Source organism: Micrococcus sp. CS26, from assembly GCF_055522295.1.
In genome coordinates this window covers 63,597-82,349 of the sequence record NZ_JBVFVY010000008.1, presented here as the reverse complement: position 1 = coordinate 82,349, position 18,753 = coordinate 63,597, and the positions used below count along the sequence as shown (strand labels likewise).

Below are 18,753 nucleotides of genomic sequence, written 5' to 3'. Positions count from 1 at the left end.
ATGACCACCACGGATTCCCGCACCCGCTCGCTGATCGACGTCGACGTCCTCGAGTACCACCGCCTCCTGACGCCCGAGCAGCAGGAGAAGCTCGCGGAGATCCGCGCCGCCCTGGCCGAGATCGTCACCCCGCACGTGGCGGAGGCCTGGAGCCGGGACGAGTTCCCGCACGAGATCGCCCGCCGCGTCGGGGAGCTGGGCTACAACCACATCAGCGGCATGACCGAGGACCCGCTGTTCCGCGGGCACCTGATGGCCGAGCTGGCCCGCGCGGACATCTCCCTCAGCGTGTACTTCGCCCTGCACAACGACCTCGTCGGGGCCACCCTGGAGGCCCTGGGCTCGGAGGAGCAGAAGCAGACGTGGCTGCCGGGCCTGTACGCGATGGAGTACACCGGCTGCTTCGCGCTGACCGAGCCGGAGCACGGCTCCGACGTCGCCGGCGGCATGGCCACCACGGCCCGCCGAGAGGGGGACGAGTGGGTGATCAACGGGGCCAAGCGGTGGATCGGCAACGGCACCATGTCCCGCATCGCGATCGTGTGGGCCCGGGACGAGGAGGACGACCAGGTCAAGGGCTTCATCGTGGAGACCGACACCTCCGGCTACGAGGCCACCAAGATCGAGCACAAGACCGCGGTGAAGATCGTCCAGAACGCGGACATCACCTTCACGGACGTGCGCATCCCGGCGGAGAACAAGCTGGAGAAGGCCAACACCTTCGCGGACACCAACGTGATCCTGCTGGGCTCCCGCAACGGCCTGGGCTGGCAGGCCGTGGGCGCGCAGCAGGGCATCCTCGACGCCGCCCGCCGCTACGCGCTGGAGCGCACCCAGTTCGGCCGCCCGATCGCCGGGCATCAGCTGGTGCAGTCCCTGCTCGTGCAGATCGCGGCCAACCTGGCGGCCACCCTGGGCATGGCGCACCGGGCGGTGCAGCTGGAGGCCGCCGGCGAGGTGTCCATGACGCAGGCCTCCCTGGTGAAGCTGAAGACCTCCCAGATGTGCCGCGAGTCGGCCGCGCTGGGCCGGCAGATGATGGGCGGCAACGGCATCCTCGCCGACGTCGGGCTCGGTCGGTTCTTCTGCGACGTCGAGGCGATCTTCACGTACGAGGGCACCTACGAGGTGAACTCGCTGATCGTGGGCCGCGGCCTCACCGGACACTCCGCCTTCCTCTGACCCCCCTCCGACGACCGCCCCACCAGATCAGGAGCCACCGTGACGACCTCCGAGACCACCTCCGAGACCACCTCCGAGACCCCCGACACCTCCGCGACCACCCACGGCCGGCCCACCGAGCGCCGGGGTCATGTGGCCGAGCTGCTCTCGGCCACCGTGGCCCGGCAGCCGGATGCCGTGGCCCTGCGGATCGGTGAGGCCCGCATGACCTACCGCGAACTGGACCAGGTCACGGCCGCGACGGCCGGCTGGCTGCGCCACCGCGGGGTGGGCCCGGGGGACCGGGTGGCCGTGATGCTGCCCAACGTCCCGGCCTTCGTGGCGGTCTACGAGGCGCTCATGCGTCTGGGCGCGGTGATGGTGCCGCTCAACCCGCTGTTCACCGCCCGTGAGCTGGAGTACTTCCTCGAGGACTCCGGGGCGCGCATGCTCTGGGCCATGCCCGGGCTGCCGGCCGTGGACGAGGTGGCCGGGAACGTCGACGTCGAGGTGGTCACCCTGGACCTCGAAGCGGTCGGGCGGGAGTGCGCCGCCGAGGGCATCGCCCCGGTCACGGAGATCACCCCGCGGGACCCCGACGACGACGCCGTCCTGCTCTACACTTCGGGCACCACGGGGCGACCCAAGGGTGCCCGGCTGACGCACACGAACCTGCGTTCCAACGCCATGGCGACGGCGACCGGTCTGGGCCGGCTCGGCCCGGACGACGTCGTGTTCGCGGCGCTGCCGATGTTCCACGTGTTCGGGCTCTCGGTGGTGCTCAACGGCGCGGTGTTCGCCGGGTCCACCCTGTCCCTGATGCCGCGCTTCGTGCCGGAGGCCGCCTACGACCAGCTGCAGGACCACGGCATCACGTTCCTGCCCGGCGTGCCCACCATGCACGGGGCGTTCCTCTCCGTGGCCCGGGCCCGCCGTGAGGCCGGGGCCGAGCCGGCGGACTTCTCGCGGCTGCGCATGCCCCTCTCCGGCGGTGCGAGCCTGCCGGTGGAGACGCTGCGCGCGGCGGAGAAGCTGTTCGGCGTGCCCGTGTTGGAGGGCTACGGGCTGTCCGAGAACGCGGGTGCGTGCTTCTTCAACCCCGTGGACGCGCCGACCCGCCCGGGCACCGTGGGCCGGCCGGTGGACGGCTTCGAGTTCCGGATCGTCGCGATGGACGGCACCGAGGTGCCCGAGGAGGACCTCGAGACCTCCGGTGAGCTGCGCATCCGGGGCGAGGGCATCATGGCCGGCTACTGGGGCCGCCCGGAGGACACGGAGGCGGCGTTCGACGAGGACGGCTGGTTCCGCACCGGGGACATCGCCCGCCGGGACGAGGCCGGGTACGTGATGATCGTGGACCGGCTCAAGGACGTGATCATCCGCGGCGGCATGAACGTGTACCCCCGTGAGGTGGAGGAGGTCCTCTACGAGCATCCGGACGTGGTCGAGGCCGCCGTGGTGGGTGTGCCGGACGAGCGGCTGGGCGAGGAGATCGCCGCCTTCGTCTCGCTGGCCCCGGGCAGCACCGCCACGGGGGAGGAGCTCCAGGCGTTCGCGGCCGAACGTCTGGCCCGCTACAAGCAGCCGCGGGAGGTGACCATCATGGACGGGCTGCCCAAGAACGCCACGGGCAAGATCCTGCGGCGCGAGCTGCGTCAGGGGTGAGGGGCGCCGGGCGGTCTGGGCGCAGGTCGTCTGGTCTGAGTGAGAGGAACGACGGACAGGTGGCCTCTCGCTACGCTCCCGCGGTGCACGAGCAGGCGATGCGCCGCCTGGCCGAGGTGACCGGACTGGTGCCGGTCGAGTACCCCACCACCCGGCAGCTCGGGGCGAGTCCCGAGAGCCGAGCGCGGGACCTGAACGCGGCGTTCGCGGACCCGCAGATCCGGGCGGTGATCGCCACGGTCGGCGGGGAGGACCAGATCACCGTGATCGGCCACCTGGACGCGGACGCCGTGCGCGCGGACCCCAAGCCGTTCCTCGGCTACAGCGACAACACCAACCTGCACCAGTGGCTGTGGGCGAACGGCGTGGCGAGCTTCTACGGCGGCTCCACCCAGGTGCACCTGGGGCCGGGGCCGGCTGTGGATGAGGTGCACGCCGCGTCCCTGCGGGCCGCCCTGCTGACGGGAGGGCGGCTGGAGATCACGGAGCCGGGGGAGTCGGAGGATCACGGCGTCGACTGGCTGGACCCGCGGGCGCTCACCGAGTTCGGGACGCGCGAGCCGGTGCCGGGCCCGCACGACGACGGCGCGCGCGGCGTCGGCGCGGGCGCCTCACCGTGGCGCTGGGCCGGGCCGCGGCGCGCCGTGACCGGCCGGACGTGGGGCGGCTGCCTCGAGGTGCTGCCGTGGGTGATGGCGGCCGGCCGCGGGCCTGCGGACATGGCGGTGCTCGAGGGTGGTGTGCTGCTCATCGAGACCAGTGAGGAGCTGCCGAGCGCCGGCGAGGTGCGGCGGCTGCTGCGGATCCTGGGGGAGAGCGGCGTGCTCGGCGCCGTGGACGCCGTGCTGGCGGCTCGCCCGCCGACGAGATCCTTCGAGGTGCCGCGCGGTGCGGAGGAGCGGGCGCGGCGGCGCGCGGAGCAGGCCGATGTGGTGCTGGAGGAGGTCGGGCGCTACAACCCGGACGCGGTGGTGTGCGTGGGCGTCCCGTTCGGCCACACCCGGCCGCAGTGGGTACTGCCGCACGGCGGGGTGATGACCGTGGACGGAGCGGAGCGGCGGGTGTGGGCGGAGTACTGCTGAGAACAGGCACCGCGACCCAACACCCAGAAAGATGCACATCACAGCCAGGCCCGCGAGCCCGGCGCGCCACGCCCCGTGCCCACCATGGGCATGGACCTCAGCTCTGCGCTGGACGGCGTTTCCGTCCTGACCATCACCCTGAACCTGCCCGGCCCAGCGCCGTCGTCGGGCTGCCGACCCGGCACGGCCTGCTCGAGCCCGACACCATCCTCGGCAGCGTGGCCCGGTGCGGCCAAGCCCGATGCGGGGCCGTGCTTGGTACGGTGCGACATAGACGGCGTCCGCGTCTGAGGCGCTCGCGAGCAAGGACCCCCATGAGTGAACCGATAGGGCTGCGTGACGCTGCCATTGAGTGGCTGAAGATGCGTTCGCTCGATGGCCAGGTACCGCTCACCCGGGAGGACATCGGTGACTTCCGGTGGAACGGGGAGCCGTTCCCGCTGATCTCTACGCAGAACGGAATCCGCAAGCCGGCAGGGTTTGATGCCGCGCTTTCCTTTTACACGGTGTATCGCCCAAAGGGTCATGCCCGTCCCTACGAGGATGAAATCGGCGACGACGGCCTCATGCGCTACAAGTGGCAGGGCACGAATCCCCGTCTCCCAGCGAACCAGGGGCTCTTCCGGGCATACGAGCGCGGCCTCCCGCTGATCTGGTTCGTTGGCGTGGGCATGAGTCCGGCACGGTTTCAAGTGGTGGCTCCGGTCTATGTTGTAGGACGCGAGGATGAGCGACACCAAATCGTCTTTGCGCCGATGGAGCCGGAGGACTATTCGCCGGAACTCATGCATGAGTCTGTTCTGGAGGCGTCTCTCAAGCGGTACCTGAGGCGGGAGGTCAAGATCCGCGTTCACCAGCCGCATTTCCGTTCCACCGTGCTGGCCGCCTACGACAACCACTGCGCGGTCTGCAATTTTGCGCATCCGGAATTGCTGGACGCTGCTCACATTGTTCCGGATCGTGAGGTGCATGGTCTGCCGACCGTTGTCAATGGCCTTGCCATGTGCAGGATCCACCACGGTGCTTTCGACAATCACTTCTTGGGCATCACACCTGACTTCACCGTGGAGATCCGACAAGATCTCTTGGACGAGGTAGATGGGCCGATGCTGCGGCACGGACTTCAGGACCTCCACGGGCGAAAACTCATGAAGCTGCCCACGCGGCGGGCGGACCGCCCATGCCGTGAGAATCTCGCGTGGGCATACGAGCGCTTCCGGGAGGCCACCGTTGCCGATGTCGCCTGATGCGGCTCGGCCGTCGTGATGGTCCGCGGGCTGTGACGTGCCGGGGATGAGGAGCAACCATGACGGCGACGAAGATGCGTCGGGGAGAGCCCGTTGCGGTGACGGCACCCGGGGGCTCGAGCTTGTCCCTTCTCTCCTCAGTGGCCCCAAGGTCTCGCCAAGCCCCCCACCCATGCGGGTGAACTGGGTGTTCCAGTCCCGAACTCCCCGTTGAGAGAGGAGCACCTCATGACCCCCACGACCTCCACCCCCGCCACGTTCCACGACACCCGTGTGGACCAGCAGTTCATCGCCGGCCAGTGGCGCGACGGCGCCTCCGGTGACCGCGCGTCGGACATCAACCCCTACACCGACGACGTCGTCGCCGAGTTCGCCCTCGCCACCGCGGAGGACCTCGACGAGGCCTACCGCGCCGCCGCCGCGGCCCAGGAGGAGTGGGCCGCCATGCCGCCGAAGGACCGGGCCGCCGTCCTGCGTCGTGCGGCCGAGATCCTCGAAGAGCGCCGCGACGAGGTCATCGACTGGCTCGTGAAGGAGGCCGGCTCCACCCGCATCAAGGCGGACTCCGAGGTCAGCCTCGCGATCGCCATCACCCAGGAGGCAGCGAGCTTCCCCACCCGAGTGCACGGGAAGATCTTCGATTCCAACACGCCGAACCGCGAGACGCGGGTGTACCGCAAGCCGATCGGCGTCGTCGGGGTCATCTCACCGTGGAACTTCCCGCTCCACCTGTCCCAGCGCTCCGTGGCTCCCGCGCTCGCGCTGGGCAACGCGGTGGTCCTCAAGCCCGCGTCGGACACCGCGGTCACGGGCGGAACCCTGATCGCCCGCGTCTTCGAGGAGGCAGGACTGCCCGCCGGCGTGCTGTCCGTTGTGGTGGGTTCCGGCTCCGAGATCGGTGACGCCTTCGTCACCCACCCCGTGCCGCGCCTGATCTCCTTCACCGGCTCCACCGTCGTGGGCAAACAGGTGGCCGCGAACGCCGTCACCGGGGACACCATCAAGAAGGTGGCGCTCGAGCTCGGCGGGAACGCGCCGCTCGTGGTGCTCGACGACGCCGACCTCGACGCAGCGGTCGACCAGGCCGTGCTCGGCGGCTACCTCCACTCCGGGCAGATCTGCATGTCGGTGCAGCGCGTGATCGTGGACGAGTCCGTCTACGACGAGTTCCTGCCCAAGTACGAGGGCGCGGTGAAGGCGCTCAAGGTCGGCGACCCTGCTGAGGAGGGCGTCCTGGTGGGGCCGATCATCAACGACTCCCAGGTCGAGAGCCTCAGGAAGAAGATCGCGTCGGCGGAGGCGGACGGTGCCCGGGCACTCGTGGGCGGCGAGATCCAGGGCCGTGTGGTGCCGCCTTTCGTCTGGGTGGACGCCACGGCCGACATGGACATCGCGCGTGAGGAGATCTTCGGCCCCATGACGGTGGTGCTCAAGGCCCATGACGAAGCCCATGCGCTCGAGCTGGCCAACGACCACGAGTACGGCCTCTCCTCGGCCGTCTTCACGCAGGATCTGGACCGCGGGCTGCGCTTCGCGAACGGACTGGCGGCGGGCATGAGCTTCATCAACGAGATGACCGTGCAGGACGAGGCGCACGTGGCCTTCGGTGGCGCCCGGAACTCCGGTCTGGGGCGGTTCAACGGCGAGTGGGCCCTGGAGGAGTTCACCACCGACCACACCATCGGCGTGACGCGGGTGGGCTGACCCAGACCGGCTACGCGCAGACCCCCTGCTGAGTGACGAGCCCTGCGATATGGCCCCTAAAACCCGCTGGCAGGGGCCATATCGCAGGGCTCGTCACCGGGGGTGGGTGGGGGCGGTGCTGGACGGTCTCCTGCACAGGTGCGTGTGGCCGGGCCGTGGTCCACCGGTCGGACTCCGCGCGCCCCGATCGCCCACGCGGAGCACCAGCCTGGTCGCATGCCGCGACCCCTCGCTCCTCTCGCCACGTCGCTTCCTACGATTTTGACCGTCCCGGAGGGCCGAGAGGCCGGCCTGAGCCGCGCCCGGCTCCGCGCACCGGACCTGGTCGCGATCGGCCACGGCCTGCGCATGAGCCGGGATGTCGAGGCCACGTGGACGGACTATCTGCGCGCCGTCCAGTCGCTGAACCCCTCGGGGGTGTTCTCCCACGCCACGGCCGCGCGGATCTGGGGGATGTGGATCCCGGGCCGGCTGCTCGAGGATCCGCGGGTCCATCTCGCGAAGGAGCGCGGCCACGGAGGACGGACGAGTCGGTCGGGCCTGGTCACTCACCAGCTCCAGCCGGACGCACCCGTGATCGAGTACCGGGGTCTGCGTCTGACCGCCCCCGCCTGGACCTGGGTGGACCTCGCCCACCACCTCTCTGTCGAGGATCTCGTGGTCGCTGGGGACAGCCTGCTGCCGTCACCGCACGGGGCGGAGGCGCGCCGTCTCGGTCACCTGCCTCCCCGGGCCACCACGGTGGACGAGATGCGGCGTCTCGCGCACGCACGGAAGAACGTCCGCGGCATCGTGCGGGCTCGCGCTGTGCTGGACCTATTGCGCACGGGCGCGGACTCTCCGCCGGAGTCGCGGCTACGGCACCGGCTCCACGAGGCGGGATTCCCCGAGCCTCAGGTGAATCCCCCGATCCGCTTCAGCTCCGGGGAGACGGTCCGCGTGGACCTGGCCTGGGAGGAACTGCGGATGTGCCTCGAGTTCGACGGCGACCAGCACCGTACGGATCGGGCTCAGTGGCAGCGGGATCGGGCGCGCAGGCGCGGTCTCGAAGCCGACGACTGGGCCGTCACCTGGGTCGCGGGCGAGGTCTTCACACGCGGTGGCTGGCCCCGCTTCGTCGGGGACCTGTCCCGCCTCATGCGTCGCCAGGCCGCCCGACACGGCACGGTGCTGCCGCCGCGACTGCCCGGGGAGTGAGCCGGCGGCGCGTGCCGGCGTCGTGGTCTGCCTCCACGGGACGACGAGCCTTGCGATATGGCCCCTAAAACGCCCCGGAAAGGGCCATATCGCAAGGCTCGTCGCAAGAACCGCCTCGCCTCACCGCTTCCGGTACAGCCCCTTCTTCTGGAACTTCGGCTCGCTCGTCACGAGCATCCCCAGGGACCGGAAGATGCCCTCGTCCACGGAGCCGAGGATCGTCGTCGTGTGTACGTCGCAGCCCTCGAGGCTCGCCAGCTGCTCGACGGCCGCCTTCGCGTTCTCGTCGGTCGCCGCGGACACGGACAGCGCGATCAGCACCTCGTCCGTGTGCAGCCGCGGGTTCTTGGAGCCCAGGTGCACGGTCTTGAGCGTCTGGATCGGCTCGATCGAGGCGGGGGAGAGCAGGTGCACGTCGTCCTCGATGCCGGCCAGCACCTTGAGGGCGTTGAGCAGCACCGCGGCGGAACAGCCCAGCAGCTCCGAGGTCTTGCCGGTCACCAGGGTCCCGTCCGCCAGCTGCACGGCCGCGCCGGGCTCGCCGGTGCGCTCGGCCACCAGCTGCGCGGCACCCACCACCGGGCGGTCCTCCGAGCTCAGCCCCAGCTTGGACATCACCAGGGCCACGCGCTCGGACTCGGTGTCGTCCGCGCCCTCCAGGGCCTCGTTGACCTGGGCCTTGTAGTAGCGCCGGATGCTCTCCTGCTTCGCGGCCTCCTGGCACACCTCGTCGTCCACGATCGCCGCGCCGGCCATGTTCACGCCCATGTCCGTGGGGGACTTGTACGGGGTGGTGCCCGTGACCTTCTCCAGCAGCGCGGACAGCAGCGGGAACACCTCGACGTCGCGGTTGTAGCTCGTCACCCGCTCGCCGTACTCGGCCAGGTGGAACGGGTCGATCAGGTTGATGTCGTCCAGGTCCACGGTGGCGGCCTCGTAGGCGGCGTTCACCGGGTGCTCGAGCGGCAGGTTCCAGATGGGGAACGTCTCGAACTTCGCGTAGCCGGCCGGGATGCCCCGCTGCCGATCGTTGTACACCTGGCTCAGGCACGTCGCCAGCTTGCCGGAGCCCGGGCCGGGGGCCGTCACGACGACGAGGTCCCGCGTGGTCTCGGACCACTCGTTGGCGCCGAAGCCCTGCTCCGAGACGATCGTGGACATGGCGTGAGGGTAGCCGGGGATCACGCGGTGGCGGGCCACCTTCAGGCCGAGGCGCTCGAGCTTCTCGAGGAACGCCAGCGCACGGTGGTTGGCGTCCTCCAGCTGCGTGACCACCACGTGCTCCACCAGGAATCCGCGCTCCCGGAACACGTCCACGAGGCGCAGGACGTCGTCCTCGTACGTGATGCCCAGGTCCGCGCGGACCTTGTTCCGCTCGAGGTCCTTGGCGTTGAAGCACACCAGGATCTCGGTCTCGTCCTTGATGCGGTCCAGCATGGCGATCTTGTTGTCCGGGGTGAAGCCGGGCAGGACGCGGGAGGCGTGCAGGTCGTCGAAGAGCTTGCCGCCCATCTCCAGGTACAGCTTCCCGCCGATCTGGCGGCGGCGTTCCTGGATGTGCTGGGACTGGAGCTCGATGTACTTCGCGCGGTCGAATCCGACGCGGTGGAGGGGGCCGGAGGCCGCGGCCTCCGTGGTGGTGCTGGCAGGGCGGGCGGTCTCATGCGTGCCGGTCATGGACTCTCAGCATAGACCTGTCCGCGGGGCGCGTGGCCCCGGCTGGGAGTCGCACCCACCACATCCCTCAGTCCCGCTGGTCCTCCGGGTCGTCCGCGATCCAGTCGTGCTCGGGGTCGTCGAAGCTGCGTGTGCGCCCGGTGCGCAGGTCAGTGACGTCCATGACGCCGGTGCCGCGGTCCAGGCGCACCTGCTGGTGTGAGGCGGGGTCGACGACGGTGATCGTCTGGGTCTGCGGATCGTAGTCGTCCACCCGCACCTGGTCCTCGTACTCCTGCCGCGGGCCGTAGGACTCGTGCGTGTCGTCGTCGGGGAAGGCGGGGGCGCCGGGGGCGCGCAGCCGGCGCTCGAGGGTGCGCTCCACCCGGCGGGCGGCCGCCTCCTGCGCCTGCGTGGCCAGGCGCCGCAGACGCGCGAGGGACTCCTTGTCCTGGGAGATCTCCGCGCCGAAGAACCGCCACTGGTAGCGGTAGGCGATCATCCGCACCGCGAAGATCAGGAACGCGATGAGGAAGCCGGTGAACGTGTTGAGCGCGCCGTTCATCGCCACCACGGTCGCCAGCACCGCGCCCAGGAACGTGGGGAGCACGTACACGCCGCGGGGGTCGAAGATGGACGGCACCTCGTTGGCGACGATGTCCCGCAGCACGCCGCCGCCCAGCGCCGTGACCATCGCGATCACCACCGTGGACACCGGGTGCACGCCCATCGAGTGCGCCAGCAGGACGCCGGACACCGTGAACAGGGCGAGCCCGGCGGCGTCGAACAGGGTGATGGTCAGGTTCAGCCGATTCGGGTGGATCAGCTTGACGTACACGAGCAGGGAGACGAGCACCGGCGGGGCCAGGTAGACCGGGTTCTCCAGGGACGCGGGCAGGCCGCGGTCCAGCAGGATGTCCCGGGTGAAGCCGCCGCCCAGCCCGGCCAGCAGGGACAGCGCCATCGAGCCAACAAGGTCGAACTGCTTGCGGGCCGCCAGCAGCGCCCCCGAGGTGGCGAAGAAGAAGATCCCGATCAGGTCCAGGGTCGTGAGCAGCCACGGGACGTCGGTGAGGGTGGCGAAGAACTGCTGCACGTCCACGGCGGCTCCTTCCGTCGAGTCCGGGGTTCACCGGCCATTGTCCCGTGCGGCCCGCGCGGTGGCTCGTTTGTTCACCCGGGTGTCCCCGGGGGGACGTCCTCGCCTGCCCCCGGCGTCTCCTCGTTCGCCGGGGGGCCGTCCTCGCCGGGGTCGGCGGGCGGGCCGTCCCTGCCCTTGCGGTCGCGGATGTCCGGCACGGGCGGCTCGTCGTGCGGATCCAGGCGCTGGCGCTGGGTCTTCCCCGAGATCTCGGCCCCCGGGGCGAGCCACTCCCTGCGCAGGGACACCACGCGCAGCACGAGCACGAGCACCATCACCGCCGCCGAGGTCAGCGGGTTCAGGAGCTCCGCCTGGCCGAGGGCCGCCGTCGTGCCCGCGCCGAGGATGGCCGGCAGCGCGTACCAGCCGCGCCCGCCGAACACGGCGGGCGGTTCCCCAGCGACGACGTCGCGCAGGATGCCGCCGCCGACGGCGGTCACCAGGCCCAGCACTGCGGCGGCGACCGGGCTCAGGCCGGCGAGTAGGGCGATGCGCGTGCCCACCACGCAGTACACGGCCAGGCCGATGGCGTCGAAGGCCATGACGGCGTGGTGGCCGCGCTCGCCGTCGAAGATGCGGAGGAACACCGCCAGGGACGCGACCGCCGGCAGGATCAGGTACCAGGGGTTGTCGAAGGCCGCGGGCACGTCCCGGCCGACCACGAGGTCACGGACGACGCCGCCGCCCGTGCCCACCATGAGGGCCAGCAGAAGGGAGCCGACGATGTCGTAGCCCTTGCGCACGGCGAGGACGGCGCCCGAGATCGCGAAGAAGAACACGCCCACGAGGTCCACGGCGGTGATCGCCGCGGTGATCGCGTCGGCGAGCTCGCCGTGCGCGTCGATCGGCTCGGGCACGTCCCGTTCGAGTTCGGCGGGGTCCTTGGGGGCGGCGGACAGCAGCCACACGGGGAGAGACGGAAGCAGCACCCGCCCATCGTCCCCTGTCAGGCGGCCCCGGGTCAGCCCTGCGCTGGTCCGAACTCCTTGGCCAGCTCCGCCGCCACGCCGGTGTACCCGGCCGGGGTCAGCTCCAGCAGGCGGGCCTCGGCGCCCTCGGACAGGCCCAGGCCCTGCACGAACTCGCGCATGCGGGCGGCGTCCACGCGGTGGCCGCGGGTCAGCTCCTTGAGGCGCTCGTAGGGGTTGTCCATGCCCGGCACGCCGGCGATCGCTTCGGCGCGCATGACGGTCTGGATCGCCTCGCCGAGGACCTCCCAGTTCGTGTCGAGGTCCTCGGCCAGCACGGGCTCGGCCACCTGGAGCTGGCCCATGCCCTTGGTGACGTTGGTCAGGGCGAGCACCGAGTGGCCGAGGGCCACGCCGATGTTGCGCTGCGACGTCGAGTCCGTGAGGTCGCGCTGCCAGCGGGACTCCACGAGGGTGGCGCCCAGCGAGTCGAGCAGGGCGCAGGAGACCTCGAGGTTGGCCTCCGCGTTCTCGAAGCGGATCGGGTTCACCTTGTGCGGCATGGTGGAGGAGCCGGTCGCGCCGGCCACGGGGATCTGCGCGAAGTAGCCGATGGAGATGTAGCTCCACACGTCCACGCAGAAGCCGTGGAGGATCCGGTTGAAGCGCGCGACGTCGGCGTACAGCTCCGCCTGCCAGTCGTGGGACTCGATCTGGGTGGTCAGCGGGTTCCAGGTGAGGCCGAGGTGCTCCACGAAGGACCGGGACAGGGCCGGCCAGTCCGCGTCCGGGGCGGCGGCGAGGTGGGCGGCGTAGGTGCCGGTGGCGCCGTTGATCTTGCCCAGGTACTCCTGGCCGGCGATGCGCCGGGTCTGACGGGTCAGACGGTGCACGAACACGGCCATCTCCTTGCCCAGCGTGGTGGGCGTGGCCGGCTGGCCGTGCGTGCGGGAGAGCATGGGGGTCTCGGCGGCCTCGGCGGCCATCGCGGAGACGGTGGCCACGGCGGCGCGGGCAGCCGGCAGCCAGACCTGCTCGACGGCGTCGCGCACGCCCACCGCGTAGGCGAGGTTGTTGATGTCCTCGGAGGTGCACGCGAAGTGCACGAGCGGCTTCAGCCGGCCCAGGCCCAGCCCCTCGAGGCGGTCGGCGATGAAGTACTCGACGGCCTTCACGTCGTGCACCGTGACCTTCTCGGTGGCCGCCAGCTCGGCCACGGACTCCGCGTCGAAGTCCGTGACGATCGCCCGCAGGCCCGCCTGCTGCTCGGCCGTGAGCGGCTCGAGACCCGGCAGCACGCGCTGCTCGGCCAGGTGGATGAACCACTCGACCTCCACGTGGATGCGGTTGCGGTTCAGCGCCGCCTCGGACAGGTGCTCCACGAGCGGCTCCACCGCCGCGCGGTAGCGGCCGTCCAGGGGGCCGAGGGCGATGCCGGCCTCGGCGAGGGAACGGCGGTGGGCGGTGGACGCGGGCGCGGGCTGCGAGGTCATGGCCCCCATTCTGGCAGGCGCCGCGGACGCCCGACGCAGGCGACGACCGGGTCCGTCCTCGACCGCGACGGGGTGGCGGGTGCAACATGCGGACGCGCCCGGTGGCCCGGGGCGCGGTGGACCTACCGTGGCTGACGTCGCCGTCGCCCGGCGTCGGCGTGCCGAGAGGGATGAGGAGACCGAGATGACGGAACGGACCGGGCAGGCCCACGAGGCCGGGACGATCGACCGGCTGATGGCCGGGTGGGTCGCCGACGTCGAGACCCCGGACGCCTGCACCGCCCACCTGCTCTGCGACCGCTGGCCGGCCGACGCCGTGGCGTTCCGGTTCGTGGCGGAGGACATGTCCGCCGTCGACCTCACCTTCGGCGAGCTGGCCGACCGCTCCCGCCGCCTCGCCACCGGTCTCGCCGCCCGCGGCGTCACGCGCGGCGACCGGGTCCCCGTGATGATGTCCAAACGGGAGGAGCTCGTCATCACGCTGCTGGCCCTCTGGCGGCTCGGCGCCGTGCACGTGCCGCTGTTCACCGCGTTCGCAGAGGGCGCCGCACGGATGCGCATCGAGGGCGCGGCGGCGCGGCTCGTCGTCGCCGAACCCCGTCAGGCCGAGAAGCTCACGGACATCCCCGGCATCGAGATCATCCGCACCGGCCCGGAGTGGGACGCGCTCGCGGACTCCGCGCCGCTGGCCGAGGACGTCGCCGTCGGCGGGGACGGGCCGATCGCCCTGCTGTTCACCTCCGGCACCACCGGCCGCCCCAAGGGGGTGCCCGTGCCGCTGCGCGCGGCCGCCGCGTTCGCCGTCTACCTCACGTGCGCGGTGGACCTGCGCCCCGAGGACCTGTTCTGGAACGCGGCCGACCACGGCTGGGCGTACGGGCTGTACTACGGGATCGTCGGCACGCTGGTGCTCGGGGCGACCTCGGTGCAGTACCGCGGCGCCTTCTCCCCGGCGACCATGGTCGAGGTGATCCGCTCGCAGGGCATCACGAACCTCGCCGGCGCCCCCACGATGTTCCGCGCGCTGGCCAAGGCCGGGGAGGTCACCGAGGACGCCCCGCTGCGGCTGCGGCGCGTGTCCACGGCGGGGGAGCCGCTGCCGCCGTCCGTGCTCGAGTGGGGCCGGACGGCCCTCGGCACGGAGATCCGCGACCACTACGGCCAGACCGAGCTGGGCATGGTCATCTGCACCCTCGCGCACCCCGAGCTGGCCGCGCCGCCCCGCCCGGGTTCGATGGGTGTGCCCCTGCCGGGGATCGCCGCCGAGATCCGGGACGGGCAGATCGCGATCGACGCGGCCTCGCCCCTGTTCTGGTTCCCCGGCTACCTCGGGGAGCCGGAGAAGACCGCGGAGCGTTTCACCCCGGACGGGCGCTGGTACCTGACCGGGGACACCGCCCGGCAGGACGACGACGGCTGGTTCTTCTTCTCCTCCCGGGACGACGACGTGATCCTCGCCGCCGGCTACCGGATCGGCCCGTTCGACGTGGAGTCCGTGCTCATCGACCACCCGCGGGTGCAGGAGGTCGCCGTCGTCGGCCTGCCGGACCCGGAGGGGGTGCGGGGCGAGGAGGTCGTGGCGTTCGTGGTGCCCGCCGGGGCCGTCGCGGACCCGGACGCCCTGGCGGCCGAGCTGCAGGCCAAGGTCCGCGACGAGTACTCCAAGCACGCCTACCCGCGCCGGGTGCACTTCGTGGACCGGCTGCCCAAGACCCCCTCCGGCAAGCTGCAGCGGTTCCTGCTGCGCCAGGGCGCCGCCGGCTGACTCAACGGTGCACGAGCCGCAGGAACGCGCCGATCATCGGCAGGTCCTCGGGGCGGGTGGGCAGCGCGTCCGCGAGGGCGGGGGAGTGGACGAGGTAGGCGGCCCACTGCCCGCGCGAGATCGACACGTTGAGCCGGTTACGGTTCAGGAGGAAGTCCAGCCCGCGCGGCACCTCCTGCGGTGAGGACGCCGCCATCGTCAGGATCGCGACGGCGGCCTCCCGGCCCTGGAACTTGTCCACGGTGCCGACGGTGGTGCCCTCGAGACCGGCGGCGTCGAGCGCCTCCCGGACCGTGGCGACCTGCGCGTTGTACGGGGCCACCACGATCACGTCGGACGGCTCGAGCGGCCGGCCGGGGTCGTCCGGGCCGGTGGACCAGGTGCGGCCGAGCAGTGACCGGACGATCTCGACGACGGCCGCGGCCTCCTCCGGCGAGGACACCGCGTTGCCCGTGTGGGAGACCGGCCACGGGTGCAGCCCGGGCTCCACGCCGTCGAGCCGGCGGGCGTCCGTGACGTCCTCCTTCGCGCCGAGCTCGCCGGCGTAGGAGAGCTCGGAGACCGGTGCGCAGAGCGCCGAATGCATGCGCCACGAGGTGTCCAGGAAGAAGCCGCGGTCGGGGCGGAGCACGGGGGCGCCCTCCGCGATCCAGGTCAGGGCCGCGTCGCCGATGGGCTGGGGGTGCTCGCCCCTGCTGACCTGGGGGAGCTGCTGCGGGTCACCCAGCAGCAGCACCGTCTCGGCCAGGGCGCTCGCGCCCAGGAGGTGCGCGAGGGAGAGCTGCCCTGCCTCGTCCACCACCAGGAGGTCGACCGGCTGGGCCGCGGCGTTCGCGAAGGTCCACGCGGTGCCGCCCAGGACCCGGCCCGGTGCCAGGAAGGCATGGACCTCCGATGAGCCCAGGGACGTCCAGCGGTGCGGTCCGTCCGGGTCCTTGGGCTCCTTGCCCACGCGGTCGGGGTCCACACCGACGCCGATCAGCTGGTCGAGGAAGTTCTCCACCACCGCGTGGGACTGGGCGGTGACGCCGACCGTCCAGCCCCGGTCCAGGAGTTCCTTCACCGCGCGGCTGCCCACGTACGTCTTGCCGGTGCCGGGAGGGCCCTGCACGGCCACGTAGGAGCCGCGTGCGGACTCGACCGCCTCGACCAGGCCCCCGACGCCGTCCCGTCGGCCGTCTCGTACGTCCGCCCCGATCGCGGCGAGGGTCCGGCCCGTGGTGCGCGGGGCACGGCGCGCCAGGATGTCGAACACCGCTCCGTCCGGCAGTCGGCCGCGGCGGGCGGCCTCGGCGGCCTGCTCCCGGATGCGTTCGAGGAGGCCACCGGGCCGGACATAGTTGAGGTGGAAGACCGCCATGGGCACCTCCCCGTGCGGTTCCGGCTCGTGCTTGGTGCTGAGGCGCTGCAGCAGGCTGACGCGGAACCGGCCCGGTGCGATCTCCTCCACCTCGGTCACGTCCACGGGCGATCGGCTCTGCCAGCGGACGGCGTTGGGGGCCAGCTCCGCCCAGCGCGGCGGCCGCTCGTACAGGGCGTTGAGCTTGAACCTCTCCTGGCTGTTCCGACGCGGCCGGACCTCGGTGCCCGGCTCGAGGCGCCCGGTCACGGTCAGCGTCCGGGCGGGGTTGCTCCGCGGGGTGGGCCGTTCCCACGCACCCACCGACTCGACGGTGTCGAACACCAGGTTCGCGCGCGGCTCCTGCCACTCGTCCGGGGCGGACACGGCCCGATCGAACATAGCCCACCACAGCGGCTTGTTCTCCCTGGCGAAGTAGCCCAGGCCCGCGGCCAGCAGGGCGATACCGCGCCGCCCGCCGTCGAGCTCCGCCTCCGGGGCCCCCGTCCCACCCGCCTCGTCCCTCTCGACATCTGCCAGCGCCTGCAGCGAGGCGGCGAGGGCCGCGTCCTGCTCCTGGAGCGACGGCGCGGCCTCGACCAGCGGCTCGTTCCCGGTCGCGGCGTCGTCGACGGGACGGTCCGCGACGGCGGCCTCCTCGGGCTCGACCTGTGCCAGCAGCCAGTCCCGCAGCCGCGCCGTGGAGACGCAGTCGTACCGGTTGTAGTCCTCGATGTCGGCGCGGATCGCCCGCGCGACCTCGGTGTCTCCGGCCTCCAGCGCGGCGACGTACCGGTGGTACTCGGTGACGCTGTCCGCCGCCGTCGTGACGCCGTCCTCCGCCCGGTGCTCCACCCCCATGTAGAGGGGCTCCAGCTTCTTGATGGAGTAGCTCGGCACACCGGCCCGCAGGGCGGCGCGGACCGTGGAGTAGAGGTCCACGAACAGCCCCGCGCGCAGCCAGTCGTCCAGCTCGCGCTCGCCCACGCCGTGGCGCACGGTCAGGCGCTTCAGCGCGGTGACCTCGTACGCGGCGTAGTGGTAGATCCGCATCCCCGGGTGGGCCGCGCGCCGCGCCTCCACGAACGCCACGAACCGCTCGAGCGCCGCCCGCTCGGCGGCACGGGTGTCCGCCCACAGGCCCGTGAACCGGAAGTCGGCCGAGGCGGTGCGCGCGGTGTCCCCGCCCGGCGCCTCGACCCAGCCCCACAGATACTCGAGGCCCTCCATGCTCCCGTCCGCGGAGACCCACAGCGGGTCCCCCTCGAAGTCGAAGAAGACGTCTCCGGCGTCCGGCACGGGCAGCCCCGCCACGGCCCGCGGGTCCACGATCCGATGCGGCGGCAGCCCGTCCGCCCCGGCCGGCTCCAGCTGGATCGCCGCCTGTTCCCGCAGTGCCTCCCACGTGCGGCGGGCCATGCCCTCCGGCGGTGCGACGGACGCCGCGAGCTGCTCGATGGTCATGATGCCGGCCTCGCGCAGCCGGGTGCGCTGCAATCGCGTGGCCCCCGCCGTGAGCAGCACGTCCCGGTGCTCGGCGACGGCCTCCTCGCACGCCTCGCATGCGCCGCAGACGCTCAGGCGGTCGTCACCCCAGCGGGCGGGCTCCCCGGCGGCCACATGATCCTGCAGCAGCGCCTCCAGCCGGGCGCGCTGGTGCCGGTACACCGGGATCACCTCGTCCAGGTCCGCGACGTGCCGGGAACCGTCCCCGAGCCACAGGCTGCCCTGCCGCGCCCGCGGCACGCCCATGCCGTCCAGCAGGTCCGCGTACGCGGCGATCTGCAGCAGCGCCGTCACCCGCGCATGCCGGGCCAGCTTCGTGTCCACCACCTCGTACGCGCCCTCGGGGTGCTCCTCGTCCGTGCGGAGCACGAGGAAGTCGGCCAGGCCGCCGAACGCGCCGTCGTGCAGCATCCCCTGGAACACGACGGCGGGACGCGCGGCCAACGCCGCCGCGGTGCGCTCGCGGGCGGCCTGCACACCCTCGGGCGTGTAGCGCTCCGGGCGGGCGAGCCGGACCACCTGGTCCCCGCCGTGCTCCGCCTCGAGTCGCGCGAGCACGCGGGACTCGTGCTCGTCCCCGAGGCGGGAGACCCGCTCGAGGAACGCGTCCGCCACGCCGATCCGCGGGGCGCGCCCGAGCGCGGGGTCCACCGTCCCCCGCAGCCACCCGTAGGTGCACGTCGCGGCGGCGGTGATGTCCGAGGGGCTGAGCATGAAGGAGGCGCGGTCCGGCGCGAAGGTCACCATGCCGTCACCCTAGACAGGAGCCGCGGACACGATGGGCAGGGCCCGCCCACAGGGTCCCGGCGCGCCTCGCCCCGGCGGCGGCAGGGCGGCGGCGCGCGTCACACACCGGGCCGGACTTGACGTGGGTCACATCCAGGGAGTT

General features: G+C 71.9%; 12 protein-coding genes. 7 read left to right on the top strand and 5 right to left on the bottom strand.

Annotated features, from left to right (window positions below; all coding sequences use genetic code 11):
- The 6 genes from ACZ1IK_RS05560 (at position 1) to ACZ1IK_RS05535 (ending at position 8,056) form a co-directional block, all read left to right on the top strand.
- Entirely contained in the window at positions 1–1,182 is a 1,182-nt protein-coding gene (locus ACZ1IK_RS05560) for an acyl-CoA dehydrogenase family protein (RefSeq protein ID WP_465098384.1), read from the top strand.
- A 39-nt stretch (positions 1,183–1,221) separates the two neighbouring features.
- A complete protein-coding gene (locus ACZ1IK_RS05555; RefSeq protein ID WP_235188104.1) occupies positions 1,222–2,826 on the top strand; it encodes a long-chain-fatty-acid--CoA ligase in 1,605 nt (534 codons plus the stop codon).
- A gap of 59 nt (positions 2,827–2,885) precedes the next feature.
- The gene (locus tag ACZ1IK_RS05550) at positions 2,886–3,908 is read left to right on the top strand and encodes a S66 family peptidase (RefSeq protein ID WP_256999299.1); all 1,023 of its coding nucleotides are present in this window, start codon (positions 2,886–2,888) and stop codon (positions 3,906–3,908) included.
- A 314-nt stretch (positions 3,909–4,222) separates the two neighbouring features.
- Positions 4,223–5,155, top strand: coding sequence for an HNH endonuclease (locus tag ACZ1IK_RS05545; RefSeq protein ID WP_036336667.1), 933 nt, complete (start codon positions 4,223–4,225; stop codon positions 5,153–5,155).
- 228 nt (positions 5,156–5,383) lie between these two features.
- Positions 5,384–6,859, top strand: coding sequence for an aldehyde dehydrogenase family protein (locus ACZ1IK_RS05540; protein ID WP_036336669.1), 1,476 nt, complete (start codon positions 5,384–5,386; stop codon positions 6,857–6,859).
- Positions 6,860–7,120: 261 nt separating this feature from the next.
- Entirely contained in the window at positions 7,121–8,056 is a 936-nt protein-coding gene (locus tag ACZ1IK_RS05535; RefSeq protein ID WP_095347226.1) for a hypothetical protein, read from the top strand.
- A gap of 120 nt (positions 8,057–8,176) precedes the next feature.
- Here ACZ1IK_RS05535 and ACZ1IK_RS05530 read toward each other — a convergent pair whose 3' ends face one another.
- The 4 genes from ACZ1IK_RS05530 to purB form a co-directional block, all read right to left on the bottom strand.
- Positions 8,177–9,733 carry a DUF1846 domain-containing protein gene (locus ACZ1IK_RS05530; RefSeq protein ID WP_465098383.1) on the bottom strand — a complete coding sequence of 519 codons (1,557 nt, stop codon included), beginning with the start codon at positions 9,731–9,733 and terminating at the stop codon, positions 8,177–8,179.
- A 67-nt stretch (positions 9,734–9,800) separates the two neighbouring features.
- Entirely contained in the window at positions 9,801–10,814 is a 1,014-nt protein-coding gene (locus tag ACZ1IK_RS05525) for a trimeric intracellular cation channel family protein (protein WP_230278222.1), read from the bottom strand.
- Positions 10,815–10,885: 71 nt separating this feature from the next.
- The gene (locus ACZ1IK_RS05520) at positions 10,886–11,782 is read right to left on the bottom strand and encodes a trimeric intracellular cation channel family protein (protein ID WP_326847854.1); all 897 of its coding nucleotides are present in this window, start codon (positions 11,780–11,782) and stop codon (positions 10,886–10,888) included.
- Positions 11,783–11,814: 32 nt separating this feature from the next.
- On the bottom strand, positions 11,815–13,254 hold the full coding sequence (gene purB / locus ACZ1IK_RS05515) for an adenylosuccinate lyase (protein ID WP_465098382.1): 1,440 nt from the start codon (positions 13,252–13,254) through the stop codon (positions 11,815–11,817).
- Positions 13,255–13,438: 184 nt separating this feature from the next.
- Between purB and ACZ1IK_RS05510 the strand changes: the two genes are divergently transcribed.
- Positions 13,439–15,019, top strand: a complete 1,581-nt coding sequence (locus ACZ1IK_RS05510; RefSeq protein ID WP_206452512.1) for an AMP-binding protein — start codon at positions 13,439–13,441, stop codon at positions 15,017–15,019.
- A gap of 1 nt (position 15,020) precedes the next feature.
- Here ACZ1IK_RS05510 and ACZ1IK_RS05505 read toward each other — a convergent pair whose 3' ends face one another.
- Complete coding sequence (locus ACZ1IK_RS05505) at positions 15,021–18,611, bottom strand: TM0106 family RecB-like putative nuclease (protein ID WP_256748678.1); 3,591 nt, start codon at positions 18,609–18,611, stop codon at positions 15,021–15,023.
- Between the last annotated feature and the right edge of the window lie 142 nt (positions 18,612–18,753).